The organism is Amygdalobacter nucleatus (genome assembly GCF_029167365.1).
Taxonomy (GTDB): Bacteria; Bacillota; Clostridia; order Saccharofermentanales; family Fastidiosipilaceae; genus Amygdalobacter; species Amygdalobacter nucleatus.
In genome coordinates this window covers 1,468,965-1,487,614 of the sequence record NZ_JARFNM010000001.1, presented here as the reverse complement: position 1 = coordinate 1,487,614, position 18,650 = coordinate 1,468,965, and the positions used below count along the sequence as shown (strand labels likewise).

The following is an 18,650-nucleotide window of genomic DNA, read 5'->3' as shown; positions in this document are numbered from 1 at the left end:
TTTCGCTGATTGGGAGGGAAAGGAATTACCTTTAGATGAGCTCCTACAAGGTTAAATATTCAAAGGCAGCCGAGAAATTTATTAAGAAAAACAAAGTATAAGTTAAAAGAGGACATGAAAATGTCCTCTTTTTTGGGCTTGACAATTTCTTGACACAGGCATACTATATGCATAAATTCTATATATAAATTTTTTATATATAGAAAAGAAATATATGGGAGGAGATAAAACAGGCATGTATTACAGTGTTTCGGCACAGCTGATTGAATGCATGATTTTAGCCATAGTTGCTAAAGCTGACTCCTACGGCTATGAAATCAGCCGCTCAATTAAGCAAGTTGCCGACATCAAAGAATCAACCCTGTATCCAATTCTGAAGCGTTTGGTCAATAGTAGCTTTTTGACTACATATGAAGAGGAAATTCAAGGTAGACGCCGTAAATACTACCATTTAACGGAAGAGGGCCAAGGGCAATTGGCTATGCTTCGAAGCGAATGGAAAACGTATAGAAGCGTACTGGATGCTATTATTGTGGAGGGTAAAACATATGATGAATAGAGAAGAATATATGGCGGAACTGGCCCGTTATCTTCGTAAATTGCCAGAACCTGATTATCAAGATGCGCTGAATTATTTCAAGGAAGGCTTTGATGCAGTCGGTAAAGAGGGCGAAGCAGAGAGAATCAAAGAATTAGGTTCGCCGAAAGATGCAGCTTTTGAAATATTGAGTAAATTGCTGACTGAAGACATCAAGCAGGCTGAGAAAAAAGAAAAGCGCAAGAAATTTATTAACAAGCACGAAACTAGAATCGAAGGTAGAAGAAGCCATTTCGGTTTGATTCTAGCTTGCCTAGTTGCAGCACCCATCGGCATTCCTATTGCTATCGGGGTCATTTTGATAGCACTTTTAGCTTGCATTATCAGCTTTTCGATTATTGCGTTAATTCTAGCTTGCATTGTGGCTGTTGTTTGGGTATTAGCTAGCATCTTTTATTATGGCGTACTTGGAATTTTCAGTTCGACATATGCAGAAATTGCTATCGTTGTCGGATTAGGCTTGATTGGACTTAGCTGTGTGCTATTTTTGGTCACATTACTAATGAAAGCTTGGCAGTTGATACGAACTGTTAGCCGCCGACTGACAGTAGCGTTTATGGCGAAAGTGAGGAAAAACAAATGACACGAAAGGTGGTAAACAACAAGATGATTCGCATAGCATTAACACTTTTAGTAATCGGTATAGCCTGCTGTTTAATTGGCTTGATTAATGGAGGTTCTAGTATATATAGACGTTTACCCCTAGAAATAATGAATGACATGCGTATTAACGATTCAGATTCTAACCATGATTATGAGAAGGTAGATACCTATACTATAAAACCTTATTTAGATGAAATTGCAATAGAGGCTCATGCCGCAAGTGTCGAAATTCGACCTTCTAGCTCTAATGTTTATCAAGTTAAGTATTCCGGCAACAAGCGTGGCTTAAAAATAACCCAAGGCAACAAAAAACTGGAAATTAAGGAGCTTGTATTTTTTGACATTCCGAAGCTTAAACGCAATATGGGTTCAAAGATTGTTTTGGAGGTGCCACATTTACTTGATAAAGTTGATCTAAATATGAATGCTGGTTTGGTTAGTATCGAAAACATGGCTATTCAAGATTTAAGCGTGGACAGTAATGTCGGAGCAGTTAATTTATGTAATTTGCAAATTACTAAAAAATTGAAACTGCATGCTGATGTAGGTGCTATAAAAGCCAGCCTAGTGCATGACCCAACTAAGACATACGTCATACATAAAGACAGCGATATTGGTAAAATCAATATTGACCCTAAATTTATGCAAGAAGGTACAGGCAGCGACAAAGTCTATATTGACTTAGACACAAATGTTGGCAATATCAACCTTTCTTGCGCTGAGAAGTAAGGGAAAAGCTAAGGCAAAATGCTCTTCTAAGACTAGGCCGCACATATGCTTTTTGAATATGTGCGGCCTTTTTGGCTATAACGAATTTCAAGCCATTAATATTTGTTCATGCTTTAGGTTAATCAGCAGATTTTTGTTTGCTTTCCCAGGTTAAATTGAGCTTTTTATTTTTGTTGATACAATCTAACAGGTACAAATTGATTAAAGTTTGATAGGGAATGCCTGTTTGCATAGCTTCTTGTTTGAAGTAATCAATCACATTGGGCGAGATTTTGATAGTAACCTGTTTTTTCAGTTCCTTAGCGTAAGGATTTTGCCGAGGATTTAATTTTTCAATATCATATTCGTTTAGCATATGTGATACCTTCTTTCTTTGTGGCTTTGCGAGCCGATATGATTCTGATAACGTCATCATCTTCTCTATAACAATGGCAGACAATGCAAACTTACGCCTCAGAATTAATGCCCAAGATAATGAATCTTTCTTTGAAACCAGAATGCTAAGGGTTATCAAAGACGATAGCTGCTTCGTCATAAAAAACGGTTCTAGCTTCGTCAAAACTGATGCCGTACTTTTTCTGATTTAACTTGTTTTTATTTTCGTCCCACTCAAATACAAGCACCTGCAGCGCCTCCCTTATAAGTATGTTGTAGTTATAACATAGTTTATTAACTTTACTATTTGCTTGAAACTTTGCAGCCTTGTTTACAGATTATTTATTTGCAAAAACGCTTAACACTAGAGCTGAATCTAAGACTATGCTATAGTTAAATTATTATTTATTATGCTGAATGCGGAGCTAAAAATTATGAAAAGAATAATTTCCTGGATGCTAATTGCTTGCTTAATCTGTCTGAGTGCTTGTACTCATAGAAACTCACAAGAATTTTATGGCTTTCGCTTAGATGGTAAGGCTCAAGCTTTTGAATATGGCTTACAAATTCCGCCTGTACCCATAAGTTATAAAATTAGACTTAGCGATACACAGGCTGAGGAACTAAAAAAAGTGCTTATGCAATTAAAAGAGAATGACTTTGAGATTGCTTCGCTTCCTGATGGTGGGGAAATGCATGAGCTTTATTTTGAAAATGGTGCGAGCTTTGGATTCAACAATAAATATATTGCCTTTGCAGATAAACAGACAGATGAGCTACACAGTTACAAGCTCAAAGCAAACGGCTCAACTAGTTTACAACAACTCAATAACTTCATTCGTAAAAAAGTAGTCAGCATAGGGCGCATTGATAAGCTAGAACAGATTGCCAAAGCCTATTTTGATAAGAATCTGCGCCATAAGAAAGAGAGTTAGCCATGCAGTTACGAAAAATCTTGAGTTTAATAGTGCTTGTTTCAGCTTTAGCAGCTTGCCAAATGCCTAATAAGCTACCTAAAACTACAAACACACAGCCAAATCCAACCCCAGCTCTAACCTATGCACAGCGAGAAGATATGCTACTAGGTTTTGATTTCCTGAAATTAGATGCAAGTATTGATTGTCACATTAAACAGGAAGCACAGACCATAACTTATAGCAGTAGATTGGAATTAAACAGCATTCACAAGCAAATTCGAGATAGGGCCTTTGATTTCAGACGGGCATTGAAGGAATTGCAAAATACTTATTTCAGCAAGCAAACGGAACTAGCGCCAGTTGTAATTTCTTATGTATTAAAAAGTATAGACGGAGCTAATTCGCTAACCTTTAGTGATGATAGCCTGATTGTTAAAATTGGTGATGATGTTCAAGCCTATAAGGTCAAAGCTGAGGGAACAAAAGCTTTCAACAAAGTGTTGAATATGATTAAGAACGAGTTTGATCAGGAGTTAATTAAGAAATTGCAGGCTGCTTTAGATGAGTAGATATTTTGCTGATATATGCGTAAAATATGCTCCATATATGCGCAATAAGCGTGTGATTATTGACTTTTAACTATAACTTTCAGATCATGAATGATAATACATGACAAAGGAGTAGAGATTATGGCTAAAGTTAGTACCAATATCAATTTGGATGCTGATCTTAAGCGTTCAGCGCAGCTTTTGCTTAAGGATTTGGGTATGGATCTGACAACAGCGGTGACAATTTTTCTTAGGCAAGCTGTTCGTGAACAGGCTATTCCATTCAAAATTACCCGAGATGTTCCTAATGCTGACACTATGGCAACCTTGAAAGAATATGCTGAGATGCAAGCACACCCTGAAAATTATAAGCGTTACGCTAATTTTAAGGAAGCAATGGAAGATGTTCTTGGATGAGTTTACAGATCGTTTTGTCAAAGCGCTTCAAAAAAGATTTGAAGCTGGCAAAGCGGCGAGGGCTTGATCTCAATCTATTGAATAAAATCGTGGATAAATTGGCTAATGGTGAGAAACTAGACGAAAAATATAGAGATCATGAACAGTTTGGTGATTTGTTTGGCTTTCGTGAATGCCATATTAAGCCAGATTGGATGTTAGTTTATCGTATTGATGGATGTAACCTTGTCTTGTTTTTGAATCGTACGGGTTCACATGCTGATTTATTTAGTATGTAAGTGTTGATAGGTGCTTAACTGTCACTTTTAATTTTAATGTGTAGCGGAATATCATATTTTAATACAAAATGCCCTCTTTACCGTTGCCCATTAAACAGGAAACATAGCAGTAAAGAGGGTACATTTCGTTAAATTCAGCTGTGCTTTTTAATTAAACACAAACTTATTATGAGCTCACTTATGCAAATTTAGGATTTTCTCCGACAAAATCACACGCTCATTGAAGCGCTCACTTGCAAGCTCACATTCTAACTTAGTAGGATGGTTTTTGAATAACTCATAGCGAAGCCCTTTTTCTGGCGTAAAAGCGTGATGATGCATCGGCCAATTTTCCTCCATCTTGCTTTCTGCAATTGACTTAAACCGCGCAATGATGTCTGGGGCGAGGGCTCCGTTACAGACATAACTACCAATCACCTCAGCGCCTGCTGCTTTCACCAAATTAACACCACTTTGGATGGACTTGAAAGCATGCTCAGATTCGGCAAAATAAGCCAAAGTGCAAAAGACGAAAACGCGCTTACCCTTGAGATTAGGTAGGAACTTTTTCAAATCATCTTCCATACTAGCTTGGGAAACAAAATAACCGAGTGCTACAATATCGGCATCACTTACATCTGGTTTATTGCGAAAATTGTCGATCGATTTTGCAATTTGAGAAATTTCTGGATAAGCTTTAAGCTGGTCAAGTCCGGCATACAAAGCCTCGGCAACTCTTTTTGTACAACCTGTGAGTGAACTATAGATAATAGCGAATTTCATTTTTATACCTCTTTCATGTTGACGTTAACTATTAGCTTTTAAGTATGCGAACTTTTTAATTATCTCAAAAAATAAAATGTTTGGCTGTGTAATGCATCACTTTTTCTAAGATGTAATCCATACCTCTTAGCCCCATGAAGGGAAGATGCTCAGCATAAATACTTGTGTGATACCACGGGAAACTGATTAAGACCTTTTCATTACTTGCATCAAGTAAATCCAAAGTCTCCTCATCGGCAAAGACAAGCGCATCGTGCCACGTTTGACAAGCTGCAATGCGTTCTTCTTCAGATGCCGTTAAATCAAGTTGCGCAGCAAACTCCAAGCCAAATGGCTTGAGAGCTTCTGCTAAACCCAAGTTGACTTCTTCTCTAGCTACACTGTAGATGAGAAGCGGTTTACTCGTTTGACGAAGATAGTAAGGCAGCATTTTTAGGCGCGCACAACGACTATCAACTTTTTCCCTAAAATTCGACTTAATGTTAAGCTCAAGCAACTTAGCAATTTGTTCCGAACTATTTAAGCAAGCCTGATAGCCATAAAAATTCAGCTCTAAATAAGGCACGTTGAACTTTGCTTGTAACGCTTTAGCTAAAATCAAGCGCACGTCATACCAAGTCGAAGCTGAAATTGAACCGTTCAAAAAGGCTAAAACACCCGACAAGCTATCACTGTATATAAGTTGCAATAAAGTCGTGAAACCCATGAGTACCGAGTTGATTGCCACGCCTGACAGAACAATACGAACAGGATTCATTGATGGAAAATCAGGGCTTTGTTGCTGATGAACGCCTATATAGATTTCAAGAAATATGCGAGCTGTCGATCTTAGGCAAAGTGGACATAGCTTATAAAAAAATGCTGCAACAGGCTCTGTTCATTAAGGACCACCCCAATGAAGGGAGACTTTGCAGAGTATTTCTCAATGCGATGAATCAGGCGCATTATCATATATTCTTAAACGCCTTTGATGTGTCTTTTCACCAGCTATGCTATCAGCACGGCATTCTGTTCCATGAGATTAAAAATTGGGATGATTTTGTTAGAACTGGTCAACAAATTATTTATGATTATGCGCTGGCGGTACACAGTATTCATGCCAAGCATCACGGAGCAATTTACAAAGTAATTAGGTATATAAGGGACAATTTGGATACAGCACTCAGCTTAGAACAGATGGCCAATGAGGTGTTCATGAGCCGTTCCTATCTTTCCCATAGCTTCAAAGAGACGATGGGTGAGAATATCAAGGATTTCATCTATCGGGAAAGAATGCGCTTAGCTGAGAATTTGCTGATTTCCAGTAATTTGGGCATCGAAGAAATTTCTCTCCGCTGCGGCTACCAGTCTTTAGCGTATTTTTCTGCTTCTTTCCGTCGCTTCTTCCATATGAGTTCGACTGAATGTAGAGATTATGTGGAATAGGATAGTACACTGCTAGATTGAAAGAAAAAGGCTAATTGTTGTGAAAGGCTTACCGTTATTTAAAGAAGCTGTTGGTATCGATTTCTTTGCAGAACAGAGAGTTTCTAGTGACAATAACGAAATGGTATCGCCATGTTTTAACAGTATTTATACTAATAATGTCATTTCGATTGTTGCATTAACGCATCAGGTAAAACATCTTTACTGAAAGTAATTTCTTTTGTTATCGAATTTATCAATGACGAATCTATCAATAATATTAGCAATAAAGATATTTTACGAGATTCAGAAAATGTAGAAATTATAGCCTATTTCTTTGACCCTAAAAATGGTGTATGCAAGCTTGAATCAGAAATTAGCAGAACAAAAGATAATAAAATTGAAAGTAGATATATTATCAACGATGAACGCTTATGGGTAAAGAAAAAATCTAAGGTAAAAACAAAACAAGATTTGTTTAAGTTTAATTCTGATCAATTGGCTAAAAAAAGAGATAATAAGGCCGAATTTTTGAAAGATGATACCAGTATCATACTGTCTATTAATAGGAACCAACGCTTTTACTTGAAGGATTTAATTAAGTTAACAAACGTAAACTTATTGAGACTAATTGGCAACTTTCCGCATGAATTAATTGCTTTTTTGGATCCGAACATTGAGAACATTTCCTTTGATAAAAATACTGGAGAAGCAAAATTAAAATTTTATGGTCGATAAGCAATTGTTGTTACAAATCCACTTCTTTTTGAACAATATCTTTCATCTGGGACAATTAAAGGCATCAACATATTTATTAACGCCATGATGGTATTTGAAGAGGGCGGATATTTAATTGTTGATGAGATTGAAAATCATTTTAATCATGAAATTGTAGCTACACTTACAAGATTCTTTATGAATAAGCTGGTAAATAAAAATGGAGCAACATTAATTTTTTCAACCCATTATTCAGAATTGCTTGATGAATTTGATCACAACGATGGAATCTATATTGTTAGAAATAAAAATGGTATTTATGCGCAGAAACTTAGCGAGATTCTTCAAAAAAATGATATAAAAAAGAGTGAAGCTTTCGAGAGCAATTTTCTTGGAGGAACTGTACCTACTTATGACTCCTATATTCAGTTAAAAGAAGCCATTATTTCAGGAAAAATACGGGAGACATAGAGTTTATGGGGCTGAAGATAAGATAGTAGCCTGCATATACCAAGGAAGTGCAGAAAGCGTTATTGTAAATAAGTTGTTGGATGCCAAAAAACTAATTTTCTCAATAGATGATCTACTAGATAAAGAAGTCTTAAGAACAAGAGGTGCTAAAAAATTTGAAGAAATGAAAAATGCTTAGCAGATCTCATTGCTGAATAAGCTAATTCAGATGCTTTATTTAAAATGATCTGGCTGATAATTTAAATATCGTCCCCTTTGATTGATTTTGTGATAGCGTTGACAGAGTGTTGGTAAGCACTGGGTGTAAGCTGGCACAATTGCTTGAAGCGTTTGGAAAAATGCTGCTGGGAACTAAATTGGAGCAAAATTGCAATTTGTCCTACACTTAAGCGATTTTCTCTAAGCAACTCTTTCGCTTTTTCCATCTTCAACAAGGTAAAATAAGCATAAACACCACAACCTTTGTGTTTATGAAATAAACTTTCGATATTGGAACAGCTAAAAGCAAAAATTGTCGATAGTTCTTTGAGTGACAAGTTGCTGAAAATATGATCTTCCAGATAGCTACAAATTAGATCAATGGGAGCTGATACTGACTCATCATTAATTGCTTGCTTGGAATTGCTTAGATGCGTGTGAATTTGAATCTTTTTTTTATTTGGCAAATGTTCGACAACTTGGGCTAGACTACGTTGCCTGATTTTCAGCAAAAAATACTCCAGACTGATTTTTAATAATTGCTTTTCACCAGGCAAAAGATTCGGTCTAAAACAAACTTTTTCTACTTGAGGGATATTGAGCGGACTTTGAAAAATCTGCTTAGCATTGCTGAGCAGCGTGGCAAGTAATTCTTTTTCTTCCTGACTTAAAGAAAGCACTTTGTGCTCAAAAAACTTTAAGAGTGGCGAGGCTGAAACGAAAGAAGCAACAGCTATACTCGGTGCTTGATTATTATGGGCTTTCAAAGCGTGAAATTCGTTGGGCTTGTGAAAGATAATCTGACCTGATTTGAGAATTTGCTGTTCATTATCTGTTTTGACTAATATTTGCCCCTTGTTTACATACATAAATTCCCAAAATGGGTGTCGTTCGCCAGCAAAGCTGAACTCTTTGCTATATTCAAAATAGTGAACGGTAATTATAGCCGTAATAGCTAATTCAGTTGGTAGGTAGCTTGCAACGTATGTCATGAGCCAATTCCTTTCATCGCTTTTGTTCAATTATATACATTATTTAGCAGAATATATAACAAACTTTAAGCAGAGACTGATATCTTATTTATATGCAAGGTGAATAAAAAAGAAGCTGTATAGGAGCATACATTTATGGAGGTTGAATATAAGCAAAGTGGCTTTAGCCTGGATGAAAACACATTGAGCCTGCAATTTTGGCAAAATGGCTGTCAAGTAGCACAGTGCCATAACGAAAGCCCTTATCTTCTCATTGACGGTGAGAAACTACCATTTACCGCTGCCAGACAGATTAAACATACAAGCTATCGAACAGGTACAGGCGTAGGTGTTAAATCGACATATAGCAATATTGCATGGCATGGCAAACAACTGAAATTAACCTTTAGCACCAAAATAACACTTGAATTTAGTAGCGAAACTTTTTATTTAGAATTTATACCTGAGTGTGAATTAGACAAAGAACTGAAATTGGAAGCGCTAAACTGGCCAGCATCTCTGGAACTGACGGCAGCTGAAATAGAATCAAACACAAACAAGTTCTGCCCGCCACCAACAGGCGCTAATTACACTGTTATCCCTTATATGCAAGGCCTTTTAATTCCAGATACTTGGCCTGAAACATTTCCTAACTTACCGTTTGATGGACGCTTTGGTACAGAGGCAGCTTACTTACCTTGGTTTGCACAATTTAAAGGCCAAACAGCCTACATGGCAATTGTAAAAACCGCAGCCAATGCTAAATACAAAGTTACCCACCAAGCTTACGAGCCAACAGAAGTTGAACTAAGTTTTGAGCCAAGTTTAGGCCAATTAGCCTATAAGCGTGTAGTTCAGTTGGTACTCTTTACCAATGCCGATTACAACACAGCTTGTGCCTATTATCGCAAACAAGCCAAAGCTGAGGGCCGCTTCCTTTCCTTAAGCGCCAAAGCTGCTCTAAATAAGAAAGTTGCTGATTTAGTGGGTTCTTTCTTTGTGCATTGCGGCATTAAGACCCATATTCAGCCAGAATCTGACATGTATGATCCAAGTGCCCCTACCAAAAACGAACGACTTGTCACATTTAAAGAGCGCGAACAAGATGCTATAAATTTTGTTAAGCGTAAAATTAAAAAACTATATATGCACTTAGACGGTTGGGCAGAACCTGGCTATGACAACGAACATCCTGATTTCTATCCAGCTTGTGAAAAAGCAGGTGGATTTGAGGGCATGCGGCAATTAATTCAAGCTATGCATAAAGCAGGCTATCTATTCGGCATTCATGATCAGTATCGTGACTTTTACTTCAAAGCCCCTAGCTTTGACAGAAATCAAGCCTGTCAACAATCTGACGGCAGCATTTATGAACACAAAAGATGGGCTGGAGGTCGCCAATCTTACTTATGTGCAAGTGTCGCTAGACAATATGTGCGCCGCAATTTTACTCGCTTGAAAGACGCTGGTATAACGTTAGACGCTGCATATTTGGATGTATTTACGTGTAATGAGGGTGATGAATGTTACAATCCAGAACATTTGATGAGTCGAGTCGATTGCTACAAATATCGCTGTGAGTGCTTTGATTATCTAACAGCTAACGGAATCATTCCTAGCTCTGAAGAAGTCAACGATTGGGCTGTGAGGAGCTTAGTTTTCTGCCATTATGCGCCTTATGATTTCATGCTAAGAAAACCAGGCGCCCCGAAATATGGCCTGCCAGTACCATTGTTCAACTTGGTTTATCATGACAGCTTAATTATTCCATGGATGATGGAAAAACACGAAAAAGAAGACTACATGCTGTATGCTCTATTAAACGGCGGAGCACCTTATTATATTCGTGATGCAGCTTATCCTAATATTGATGGTGCATTTAAGAGCCAAGCTATGCCTGAAGAAATGCAGCGTGAGCGCTGCCAAGTGGTGGCGGATTTACATGCACAAGTTGCTTATATGCCTTTACGAGAGCATCATTTCTTGAACCAAGCTGGTAGCAAGCAGGTGAGCGTGTTTGCTAATGAAGTGGAAAATAAAAATAAAGATCTAACAAAAGTGCTAGTGGATTTTACAACAAGTACTTATAAGATTACGTCTGAGGGGGGAAAAACAGCAGTAAGGGAGGCAGACAGACCCATGCAAAAATAATGAGTTTTAGCTTCTAGTTTTAAGGGGCAAACTATTTTAAGAGCGAAATAGCTTCAAGGGGAGGATTAATATGAAGTATAAAAGATTATTAGCTAGTTTGCTTAGCGCAACACTATTAGTTGGTCTAGGCGCTTGTGGCCAAAAGGGCAAAACAAACTCGTCTGAAAAAGCCAAAGCAGGCGGCGAAAAAGTTGAACTGACATTTGGTATCTGGGATAAAAAACAGAAACTCGCGATGGACAAGTTAGTTGAAACATATGAGAAAAGTAATCCAAATGTCAAAGTTAAAATTCAATTGACACCTTACAAAGAATATTGGACCAAACTAGAAGCAGCTGCTACTGGCGGAACTGCACCTGATGTTTTCTGGGTCAACGTTTTACACTTAGATAGCTACTTAGAAGGTGGCATTCTACAAGATATTACAGAAGCTGTCAAAGCTAGCGATTTCAAAGAAAATTATTCAGCTGCTTTGCTCAATAACTACGTTCGTGACGGCAAAAACTATGCTGTGCCAAAGGACTTTGATACCAATGCTTTGTGGTATAACAAAGGCTTATTTGATAAAGCAGGCGTAAAATATCCAACAGACGATTTAACATACGAAGATTTCGTCAAACTTTGCAAAGAACTCAAAGCCAAGCTGCCTAAGGGCGTTTATCCATTTGCTTGCCCAGTCGATTTCCAAACTTGGTATTACCAAACAATCTATGCTAACGGTGGTTACATCATCAACAAAGAAAAGACAGAAACAGGCTATATGGATCCTAAGACCCAAGGCGGTATTGCGTGCTGGATTGATCTCATCAAACAAGAATTATCACCAACAGCTGCAACCCTTTCTGAAACAAATGCTGACGCTATGTTCGGCTCAGAACAAATTGCCATGAATTTTGCTGGCTCATATATGTTGCCTGAATATGCGGGTAATGAAGTAATTAAGGGAAAAATCGATTGCGTAGAGATTCCAACTTTTAATGGCATAGAAGCTAACTGTATTAACGGTTTAGGCTATGCTGTTTATGCTAAGGGCAAAAATACTGAAGAAGCTACGAAATTTGCTATTTGGTTAGGTAGCAAAGAAGCTATGCAAATTCAGGGCGAGAGCGGCGTAGTTATCTCAGCTCGTAATGATGCAAAAGCTTTGTTTGAAAAAGCAAGTCCAAATTATCATTTATCAGCCTACATTGAGCATGTAGACAAAGCTTATCCATTACCAGTTTGCAAGAAAGCAGCTGAACTTTATAAGCTCGAATCTGAGTGGTTGGTCAAAGCCTATAATGGCGAAATGAGCCTAGAAGATGCTTGTAAAGCACTTAAACCTTTAGCTGACAAGTTACTAAAATAAGTAACTTTTTCATGATGTAAGGGAGCTAGGCAAACTAGTTCCCTTTCACTTACCTAAGGAAGGACTTTATGACTAGAAAGTTATCAGGCAAACTTAAGACATGGGCAGTTGCTTATTTGATGATTGCCCCTGTTACCTTAGGCTTGTTTATCTTTTATCTTTGGCCTTTTGTCCAAAATATCTGGTTCAGCTTCAACGATGTCAACAAGTTCAACATGACGAGCTTTGTCGGACTTGAAAATTACAAACAACTATTAACTGACAAAACTGTTTGGCAGAGTCTGTATAATTCCTTGCGTTATGTTTTGATTGTCGTACCAGTTGGCCTATTCTTGTCAACTGCTTTAGCTGCCTTGTTAAATACCAAAATAAAGGGCCAAGGCCTTTATCGCATCCTTTATTTCTTGCCATCTGTCACAATGTCAGCCGCAGTGGCCATGATTTGGAAATGGATGTTTAACGAGCGTATGGGTATTTTGAATGCCATATTGCAAGCATTCGGCTTAGAAGGCCATAATTGGCTGACTAATGCAGATACAGCTTTGTATTGTATAGCTGTAGTAGGTATTTGGATGGGCGTTGGGTACAACATGGTTATTTTGCTAGCGGGTATGCAAAATATTTCCAAGACTTATTATGAAAGTATGCAGATTGATGGCGCTGGCAAGATTCGCATGTTTTTCAGTCTAACTTTACCGCTTTTAAGCCCGACGATCTTTTTCGTGACAATTACGAGCTTTATCGGAAGCTTCCAGGTCTTTGATGTAATTTACATGATGATAGGACCACAAAATCCAGCCTTTGCAGATACCCAAAGCGTAGTTATGTTGTACTACCAGACAGCCTTCGAATATGGTTACAAAGGCTATGCAGCAGCTATTTCGGTACTGATTTTCTTTGTGATTTTAATTGTGACAATTATCCAGATGATCTTGCAAAAGAAGTGGGTGACTTATGCCTAAATTAAAAAAAGTAGATTTGGAAAAGGGGAGGCGTAAAATGCGCACAAAGCAACATGCCAATATCGTGGTTCATATTGTTTTATTGCTGGGAATTAGCTTAGTTATCTTTCCATTTCTCTGGATGGTTTTAACGTCATTCAAAGGTAATGGTGAAGCGGTGCAAATTCCACCGACTTTTTGGCCGAAAGAATTTAAAGTTGTTGCGTATGAGACGATTTTTGAATCTTTACCATTTGTGAAAATTTTCCTAAACACGCTCATTTCAACCGCCGTCACAACCATCTGCCAACTTATTTTTTGCGCCATGGCTGGCTATGCCTTTGCACGGATCAAATTCCCTGGCCGTAATTTTATCTTTATGCTATTGCTGTCAGTTTTGATGATTCCAGGCCAGATTTTCATCATCCCACAATACTTGATAGTCCAGAAACTAGGCTTATTAGATAGCATTCCCGCTTTGTTTTTGCCTAACTTGTTTAGTGTGTTTGGCACTTTTTTACTTAGACAATTTTATTTGTCTTTGCCTAAGGAGTTAGAAGAGGCGGCAATCTTGGATGGCTGTTCACAGTTTGGTATTTTCCTTTATGTGATGACCCCGCTTGTGAAACCAGGCTTAGTTGCTTTGGCAATCTTTGTCATTAAGTTTGCCTGGAATGATTTCATGTGGCCACTCATTGTGAACACGAGCCCTGACAAAATGACCTTAGGCCCTGGCTTGTCCACTTTGCAGAGTCAGTTTTCAACGCAGTATCCGATGCAGATGGCAGGTGCTGTCTTAGCCGTTATTCCGTTGATAATTGTGTTTGCAATTTTCCAAAAGCAATTCATCGAGGGTGTGGCCCAGAGCGGAATTAAGCAGTAGGAGAGAGCGAGCTTGTAACTGGCTATTTTACTTCTGCTTAGTTAAAATGCTTTTATAAGTATTTTGTAGGTCGCCAATTTTGAATTAGCAGTTTTGGAATATGAGCAATGTGGAGAGGTAAGGAGTATGGCAGAATTAACAAATAGTAATAATGAAGCAGCACAAAGAGCAGAATTACATAGAAAAATCTGGGCAATTGCTGATGATGTACGTGGCGCAGTAGATGGATTGGATTTTAAGTAATATGTTTTAGGCATTCTGTTCTATCGCTTTATTTCAGAGAATATTACCGAATTTTTCAATCAAGCTGAGCGTGAAGCTGGTGACGTAGACTTTGATTATGCTGAAATTTCAGATGAAGAAGCTGATTGTGATTTTCGCCCTGATACGGTAGACGCTAAAGGCTTTTTCATATTACCGAGCCAATTGTTTCAAAATGTGGTTAAAACTGCCAAAGATAACGAAAACCTTAATACAGATCTAGACAAAATATTTAAAGCTATTGAGGGCAGTGCTGTGGGCTTTAAATCTGAAAATGATATTAAGGGGCTGTTCGAGGATATTGATACAAAAAGCAATCGTTTAGGTGGAACAGTAGAAGAAAAGCACAAACGGCTGACTGATATACTAACTGGTATAGCTAGTATCAATTTTGACGATTTCAAAGATAACGATATTGATGCTTTCGGTGATGCTTATGAATATTTGATTTCCAATTACGCAAGTAATGCTGGTAAATCTGGCGGTGAATTCTTTACACCACAGACAGTTTCCAAGCTGTTAGCTAGGCTGGTAATGGTCGGTAAAACGAATATTAACAAGGTGTATGAGATAACTTTACAGGAAATGATACCAAGCCTATTGGCTGTTGCTTAAAAGAACACTGTAAATAAGGATTTATTGTAGGCTTGTGAAACAGAAGAACGTGAATGAAAGTCTGGCGTGAATTGACGCTGGATTTTTCCTTTTTAGGGGGTGTCTTTTTTGCTTTTAGGGCTGTGCGATTTAGACAAGGGTGTGTGTTTTTGATTCAGGGAGTGTTCTTTTACTTCTTATGGGGTCTATAAGTGCTTGACTTATTCCGGAGGTTGAGTGATGTATAGGCTACAAGGAGGATGAGTCAATGCGAGAAGCAAAGAAAATACTGCAAGACGAGATGGATTACAGTCTTTGTAAACTACTTTTAGACTATTTGCATTTCAAAGGCATGGTTGATGACAAATCATGGCAGTTATCAGTTACTCAGATAAAAGATCACTATGATCCTCCAACTCTTATGCTGGAGGGAATTTATGGTAAAAGAAGTAGTAAAACTGACACCAAGAATTTTTAAACTGACGAAAATTAAAAAGATAAGAGTTGCAGCTTATGCCCGCGTTTCAACTGAAAAAGATGAACAGCATAATAGCTTAGAGGCACAAAAGGCTTACTTTACAAAGTATATTAAAGAGCGAAACGATTGGCAGTTTGCTGGTCTATATTACGATGATGGTATTTCAGGTCTAAGGCATAAAAATAGAGATGGTTTTAATCGTCTGATAGAAGATGCTTTGCAAGGAAAAGTTGATTTAATCGTTACCAAATCAATCAGCCGTTTTGCCAGAAACACGGTAGACAGTCTTTCAACTATTAGAAAGCTTAAAGGAAGAGGAATCGGCGTATTCTTTCAAAAAGAAAACATTCATACGCTTGATACTAAAAGCGAGTTCGTTCTTACCTTAATGTCGAGCTTGGCGCAAGAAGAATCACGCTCGATCTCTGAAAACTGCACATGGGGACAAAGGAAAAGATTCGCAGACGGTAAGGTTACCGTGCCTTTCGAACGATTTTTAGGCTATGATCGAGGTGAGGATGGAAACCTCATCGTTAACAAAGAGCAAGCCGTAACGGTTAAAAAGATTTATCGCATGTTTTTACAAGGTTACTCAGCTTTTGGGATAGCCAAAGCACTTACTGCTGACAGTATACCGACACCAGGAGGCAAGAAAAAATGGTCGGCAGGAACAGTCCATGCCATCTTAAGCAATGAGAAGTATAAAGGCGATGCCCTCTTACAGAAGAGCTTCACGGTGGACTTTCTAACCAAGGAGAAGAAAAAGAACGAGGGAGAAATCCCTCAATACTACGTGACAGGAAACCATGAGGCCATTATTCCACCGTCTACCTTTGACAGGGTGCAGAAACTTTTAGCGCTAAGAAAGGGCGGTAAAAATCGCATTTCAAGCGTCAGCATATATTCAAGCAAGATTAAATGTGGCGATTGTGGTTCATGGTATGGTTCTAAAACATGGCATTCAACAGATAAGTACCGTACAAGAATCTGGCAATATAATCACAAGTTTGAAGAACACTGCACCACTCCACACTTAAAAGAAGAAGAGATTCAAACGCTGTTTATTAAAGGTGTAAATATGCTTGTTAAAGATAAACAAGAAATCATCGCAACGCATAAAGAGATGGTAAAAACTGTTTTTGATACTTCAAGTCTTGAAAATGAACAACTGAAACTTGAAGAAGAACTCAACATCGTAGCTGACAAGGTCAACAACTGCATCAATGAAAACGCACGGAAATTGCAGGACCAAGATGAGTATGAGAAAAAATATACGAGTCTAGTGAACAGGTTTAATACTGTAGAATCAAGGCTTAAAGAAGTCAAAGCTATAATTGTGGACAAGCAAGACGTGATGAGGTTGAATATTTTATCGAGGATTTGAAAAAGCAGAACTTGTTAACTGTGTTCGATGAAAACGTCTGGCTGAGCATGGTTGACTATCTAACCGTGCATCAAGATGGAAAGGTTGAGTTTACCTTCCTTGATGGGAGCAAAACAGAACTAAAGTGTTAAGGTTATAGGAAATGTTACAGGGCAAAATAAAGGCACATCAGCAGGTCGCTGACGTGCTTTTTTGCTGTTAAAAGAGTATAATAAAATTAGTTGGGTATCGATGGAGAGAAGGGGGTGTGGCTGTCTAAAAAGATGTCCGCACCCCCAGTCTTAAATTCTTCTTTTAGTCGATATTCACGAGTAATTGGATTTTTAGGCTGAAGTCCAGTTGCAATAAGGGCTTGTTTCAACTCAGCAATATAACGTGAATCGTTCAGACTATGGAAAAACATAGTTTTCCAGAATACGATAATCGTTCGTAAGGTCACCATCAAACTTACGCTTATATTTAAGGTCTTTGTCGCTTTCATATACAAACGGACAATAGCGTGCCCCACGACCAATCAGTCGAGCCTCTTTAATTGTATACGAACCGATTTTTCCAGCTTTACCGCTACCTTGATGACTATCATAAAGGCGCACAATATCAAAAAGGTTTAATACATACCAGTCTTCATTAAGCATATCAACAGCAAGAATAAGGCGAATGGATTATCTTTATCTTCGAGTGAGTTCACTTTAATTTTGTTAGCGTCATTACCGTCTGAAGATCCATTCATGATGATGGTGTTACCTTCAGAAAAAGAGTTCTTAAGACTATGCTCCAGGTTTTCAAGAGTGTCATCTTTTTCCCAAAATAAGCAATAGCCTTAGAAAGAAGCGGAATGTTAGCATTTTGCAAAGCTTTAATCTTATAGCTCGTGAGTTCCTCTAATTTTTTGAAAAACTCGTCATGGAAAGCTTCGGACTCTTTAATCTTTTGCGATTTAAGCATAATAACTGGTTTAATATTCAGTTTTAAGTCCGCAAAAAGATAACGACGATATTCGCTAAGAATAAGAGCTATAAGTGTGCGACCCCGGAGGTTCGTATCGGTTGCAAAGTTTTGAAAATCTTTCGTGTAGCCACTCGCACGGAAACGTTCCAGTGGATAGTTGTAAATGATTTTATTGTAGATTGTGATGTTCTTGCGTCCGGGCAGGTGCCACGAAACTATCTCGCTCATGAGCATGGACACCTCGTGCGGCGTGTAGAACTCGCCTGCTTTCTTGCCTGCGTTGGCGGCGAAGTTGCTGATAAGGTGCTCGTAGATGAAGCCCAGGATGTAGTCCTTGTATTCGTTTGCCTCGATTTTCGAGCGCATCTTGTTGGCGGATTCCCATATCTTTGATGCCAATTGCTGCTTGTTCGTCTATTAATCCTCGCTTCTGTAAACTTGGCTGATCGTTTCACCGTCCTGTTCTTGACGGAGCACGCACAGCCGTAGCTCACCTGGAGGCCGTCGTGGACAGTTTCGATACCAAGCTTCGGTTTAAAGGCAATGTTGGATGCTCCAGAAGAACCACCGCAGCCCCAAATGTCAATAAGAGCCAAAATGGCAAAGAATCAAGTGCACTATTGTGGTAAAAAATAAAGTTGAGGCTACAATTGAGATGTGGTAGTATGTAACAT

At 38.3% G+C, this 18,650-nt stretch carries 23 protein-coding genes and 1 pseudogene; 17 read left to right on the top strand and 7 right to left on the bottom strand.

From position 1 onward, the window contains the following. The first annotated feature begins 214 nt into the window (after positions 1–214). The 3 genes from PYS62_RS06780 to PYS62_RS06770 are packed head-to-tail and all read left to right on the top strand — an operon-like array spanning position 215 to position 1,930. Positions 215–559, top strand: coding sequence for a PadR family transcriptional regulator (locus PYS62_RS06780; protein ID WP_315574201.1), 345 nt, complete (start codon positions 215–217; stop codon positions 557–559). Continuing rightward, a complete protein-coding gene (locus tag PYS62_RS06775; RefSeq protein ID WP_066713292.1) occupies positions 549–1,181 on the top strand; it encodes a DUF1700 domain-containing protein in 633 nt (210 codons plus the stop codon). Before PYS62_RS06780 ends, PYS62_RS06775 begins: the two co-directional genes overlap by 11 nt. Further along, positions 1,178–1,930 (top strand): DUF4097 family beta strand repeat-containing protein, encoded by a 753-nt coding sequence (locus PYS62_RS06770; protein ID WP_066713295.1) that lies wholly within the window; start codon positions 1,178–1,180, stop codon positions 1,928–1,930. Before PYS62_RS06775 ends, PYS62_RS06770 begins: the two co-directional genes overlap by 4 nt. Before the next feature lie 118 nt (positions 1,931–2,048). On the opposite strand, the gene PYS62_RS06765 is transcribed toward PYS62_RS06770, so the two are convergent. Further along, positions 2,049–2,285: a BrnA antitoxin family protein gene (locus PYS62_RS06765; protein WP_066713298.1), complete on the bottom strand. Its 237-nt coding sequence runs from the start codon at positions 2,283–2,285 to the stop codon at positions 2,049–2,051. Positions 2,286–2,430: 145 nt separating this feature from the next. Beyond that, on the bottom strand, positions 2,431–2,553 hold the full coding sequence (locus PYS62_RS06760; RefSeq protein ID WP_315574200.1) for a BrnT family toxin: 123 nt from the start codon (positions 2,551–2,553) through the stop codon (positions 2,431–2,433). 186 nt (positions 2,554–2,739) lie between these two features. Here PYS62_RS06760 and PYS62_RS06755 point away from each other — a divergent pair, with 186 nt between their 5' ends. From PYS62_RS06755 to PYS62_RS06740, 4 genes are all read left to right on the top strand, one after another. After that, positions 2,740–3,240 carry a hypothetical protein gene (locus PYS62_RS06755; protein WP_066713301.1) on the top strand — a complete coding sequence of 167 codons (501 nt, stop codon included), beginning with the start codon at positions 2,740–2,742 and terminating at the stop codon, positions 3,238–3,240. Positions 3,241–3,242: 2 nt separating this feature from the next. After that, a complete protein-coding gene (locus PYS62_RS06750; protein ID WP_066713311.1) occupies positions 3,243–3,791 on the top strand; it encodes a hypothetical protein in 549 nt (182 codons plus the stop codon). A 120-nt stretch (positions 3,792–3,911) separates the two neighbouring features. Then, positions 3,912–4,187 carry a type II toxin-antitoxin system RelB/DinJ family antitoxin gene (locus tag PYS62_RS06745; protein WP_066713313.1) on the top strand — a complete coding sequence of 92 codons (276 nt, stop codon included), beginning with the start codon at positions 3,912–3,914 and terminating at the stop codon, positions 4,185–4,187. Then, positions 4,184–4,465: a type II toxin-antitoxin system YafQ family toxin gene (locus PYS62_RS06740; protein ID WP_066713315.1), complete on the top strand. Its 282-nt coding sequence runs from the start codon at positions 4,184–4,186 to the stop codon at positions 4,463–4,465. The genes PYS62_RS06745 and PYS62_RS06740 overlap by 4 nt, the downstream gene beginning before the upstream one ends. A 174-nt stretch (positions 4,466–4,639) precedes the next feature. Here the strand turns inward: PYS62_RS06740 and PYS62_RS06735 are convergent, their stop codons facing one another. Then, positions 4,640–5,227 carry a flavodoxin family protein gene (locus PYS62_RS06735; RefSeq protein ID WP_066713317.1) on the bottom strand — a complete coding sequence of 196 codons (588 nt, stop codon included), beginning with the start codon at positions 5,225–5,227 and terminating at the stop codon, positions 4,640–4,642. A 64-nt stretch (positions 5,228–5,291) separates the two neighbouring features. After that, positions 5,292–5,984 (bottom strand): iron chelate uptake ABC transporter family permease subunit, encoded by a 693-nt coding sequence (locus tag PYS62_RS06730; protein WP_066713318.1) that lies wholly within the window; start codon positions 5,982–5,984, stop codon positions 5,292–5,294. 2 nt (positions 5,985–5,986) lie between these two features. Between PYS62_RS06730 and PYS62_RS06725 the strand changes: the two genes are divergently transcribed. The 3 genes from PYS62_RS06725 to PYS62_RS06715 all read left to right on the top strand — a co-directional run bounded on the left by PYS62_RS06725 (position 5,987) and on the right by PYS62_RS06715 (position 7,819). Next, a complete protein-coding gene (locus PYS62_RS06725) occupies positions 5,987–6,652 on the top strand; it encodes an AraC family transcriptional regulator (protein WP_315574199.1) in 666 nt (221 codons plus the stop codon). A gap of 177 nt (positions 6,653–6,829) precedes the next feature. Then, complete coding sequence (locus tag PYS62_RS06720; protein ID WP_315574212.1) at positions 6,830–7,369, top strand: AAA family ATPase; 540 nt, start codon at positions 6,830–6,832, stop codon at positions 7,367–7,369. Between the two features lie 87 nt (positions 7,370–7,456). Continuing rightward, positions 7,457–7,819, top strand: coding sequence for an AAA family ATPase (locus PYS62_RS06715; protein WP_315573531.1), 363 nt, complete (start codon positions 7,457–7,459; stop codon positions 7,817–7,819). Positions 7,820–8,058: 239 nt separating this feature from the next. On the opposite strand, the gene PYS62_RS06710 is transcribed toward PYS62_RS06715, so the two are convergent. After that, a complete protein-coding gene (locus PYS62_RS06710) occupies positions 8,059–9,009 on the bottom strand; it encodes an AraC family transcriptional regulator (RefSeq protein WP_066713324.1) in 951 nt (316 codons plus the stop codon). Positions 9,010–9,144: 135 nt separating this feature from the next. On the opposite strand from PYS62_RS06710, the gene PYS62_RS06705 reads away from it, so the two are divergent. The 7 genes from PYS62_RS06705 (at position 9,145) to PYS62_RS06675 (ending at position 17,028) form a co-directional block, all read left to right on the top strand. Further along, on the top strand, positions 9,145–11,139 hold the full coding sequence (locus tag PYS62_RS06705) for an endo-alpha-N-acetylgalactosaminidase family protein (RefSeq protein ID WP_066713327.1): 1,995 nt from the start codon (positions 9,145–9,147) through the stop codon (positions 11,137–11,139). A gap of 70 nt (positions 11,140–11,209) precedes the next feature. Next, entirely contained in the window at positions 11,210–12,487 is a 1,278-nt protein-coding gene (locus PYS62_RS06700) for an ABC transporter substrate-binding protein (protein WP_066713330.1), read from the top strand. 68 nt (positions 12,488–12,555) lie between these two features. Beyond that, positions 12,556–13,449 carry a carbohydrate ABC transporter permease gene (locus PYS62_RS06695; RefSeq protein WP_066713332.1) on the top strand — a complete coding sequence of 298 codons (894 nt, stop codon included), beginning with the start codon at positions 12,556–12,558 and terminating at the stop codon, positions 13,447–13,449. A gap of 37 nt (positions 13,450–13,486) precedes the next feature. Continuing rightward, the gene (locus tag PYS62_RS06690) at positions 13,487–14,311 is read left to right on the top strand and encodes a carbohydrate ABC transporter permease (protein ID WP_066713334.1); all 825 of its coding nucleotides are present in this window, start codon (positions 13,487–13,489) and stop codon (positions 14,309–14,311) included. Between the two features lie 255 nt (positions 14,312–14,566). Next, positions 14,567–15,187: an N-6 DNA methylase gene (locus tag PYS62_RS06685; protein WP_390085794.1), complete on the top strand. Its 621-nt coding sequence runs from the start codon at positions 14,567–14,569 to the stop codon at positions 15,185–15,187. A gap of 247 nt (positions 15,188–15,434) precedes the next feature. Beyond that, positions 15,435–15,644, top strand: coding sequence for a hypothetical protein (locus PYS62_RS06680; protein WP_066713340.1), 210 nt, complete (start codon positions 15,435–15,437; stop codon positions 15,642–15,644). Then, positions 15,604–17,028 carry a recombinase family protein gene (locus tag PYS62_RS06675; RefSeq protein WP_315574198.1) on the top strand — a complete coding sequence of 475 codons (1,425 nt, stop codon included), beginning with the start codon at positions 15,604–15,606 and terminating at the stop codon, positions 17,026–17,028. Before PYS62_RS06680 ends, PYS62_RS06675 begins: the two co-directional genes overlap by 41 nt. A gap of 389 nt (positions 17,029–17,417) precedes the next feature. Here the strand turns inward: PYS62_RS06675 and PYS62_RS06670 are convergent, their stop codons facing one another. Together PYS62_RS06670 and PYS62_RS06665 are read right to left on the bottom strand one after the other, a co-directional pair. Beyond that, positions 17,418–17,663, bottom strand: a complete 246-nt coding sequence (locus tag PYS62_RS06670; RefSeq protein WP_315574197.1) for a hypothetical protein — start codon at positions 17,661–17,663, stop codon at positions 17,418–17,420. Positions 17,664–18,147: 484 nt separating this feature from the next. Further along, a pseudogene (locus tag PYS62_RS06665) lies at positions 18,148–18,363 on the bottom strand (N-6 DNA methylase); the annotation flags it as partial. Positions 18,364–18,650 lie beyond the last annotated feature (287 nt).

Bases quoted from the DNA above. Each gene is read 5' to 3' on its own strand.
- PYS62_RS06770 (WP_066713295.1), top strand. From the start codon at position 1,178: ATGACACGAAAGGTGGTAAACAACAAGATGATTCGCATAGCATTAACA.
- PYS62_RS06725 (WP_315574199.1), top strand. From the start codon at position 5,987: ATGGAAAATCAGGGCTTTGTTGCTGATGAACGCCTATATAGATTTCAA.
- PYS62_RS06705 (WP_066713327.1), top strand. From the start codon at position 9,145: ATGGAGGTTGAATATAAGCAAAGTGGCTTTAGCCTGGATGAAAACACA.
- PYS62_RS06675 (WP_315574198.1), top strand. From the start codon at position 15,604: ATGGTAAAAGAAGTAGTAAAACTGACACCAAGAATTTTTAAACTGACG.
- PYS62_RS06740 (WP_066713315.1), top strand. From the start codon at position 4,184: ATGAGTTTACAGATCGTTTTGTCAAAGCGCTTCAAAAAAGATTTGAAG.
- PYS62_RS06695 (WP_066713332.1), top strand. From the start codon at position 12,556: ATGACTAGAAAGTTATCAGGCAAACTTAAGACATGGGCAGTTGCTTAT.
- PYS62_RS06690 (WP_066713334.1), top strand. From the start codon at position 13,487: ATGCGCACAAAGCAACATGCCAATATCGTGGTTCATATTGTTTTATTG.
- PYS62_RS06755 (WP_066713301.1), top strand. From the start codon at position 2,740: ATGAAAAGAATAATTTCCTGGATGCTAATTGCTTGCTTAATCTGTCTG.
- PYS62_RS06710 (WP_066713324.1), bottom strand. From the start codon at position 9,009: ATGACATACGTTGCAAGCTACCTACCAACTGAATTAGCTATTACGGCT.
- PYS62_RS06745 (WP_066713313.1), top strand. From the start codon at position 3,912: ATGGCTAAAGTTAGTACCAATATCAATTTGGATGCTGATCTTAAGCGT.
- PYS62_RS06735 (WP_066713317.1), bottom strand. From the start codon at position 5,227: ATGAAATTCGCTATTATCTATAGTTCACTCACAGGTTGTACAAAAAGA.
- PYS62_RS06715 (WP_315573531.1), top strand. From the start codon at position 7,457: ATGGTATTTGAAGAGGGCGGATATTTAATTGTTGATGAGATTGAAAAT.
- PYS62_RS06730 (WP_066713318.1), bottom strand. From the start codon at position 5,984: ATGAATCCTGTTCGTATTGTTCTGTCAGGCGTGGCAATCAACTCGGTA.
- PYS62_RS06680 (WP_066713340.1), top strand. From the start codon at position 15,435: ATGCGAGAAGCAAAGAAAATACTGCAAGACGAGATGGATTACAGTCTT.
- PYS62_RS06700 (WP_066713330.1), top strand. From the start codon at position 11,210: ATGAAGTATAAAAGATTATTAGCTAGTTTGCTTAGCGCAACACTATTA.
- PYS62_RS06780 (WP_315574201.1), top strand. From the start codon at position 215: ATGGGAGGAGATAAAACAGGCATGTATTACAGTGTTTCGGCACAGCTG.
- PYS62_RS06775 (WP_066713292.1), top strand. From the start codon at position 549: ATGATGAATAGAGAAGAATATATGGCGGAACTGGCCCGTTATCTTCGT.
- PYS62_RS06765 (WP_066713298.1), bottom strand. From the start codon at position 2,285: ATGCTAAACGAATATGATATTGAAAAATTAAATCCTCGGCAAAATCCT.
- PYS62_RS06670 (WP_315574197.1), bottom strand. From the start codon at position 17,663: ATGCTTAATGAAGACTGGTATGTATTAAACCTTTTTGATATTGTGCGC.
- PYS62_RS06750 (WP_066713311.1), top strand. From the start codon at position 3,243: ATGCAGTTACGAAAAATCTTGAGTTTAATAGTGCTTGTTTCAGCTTTA.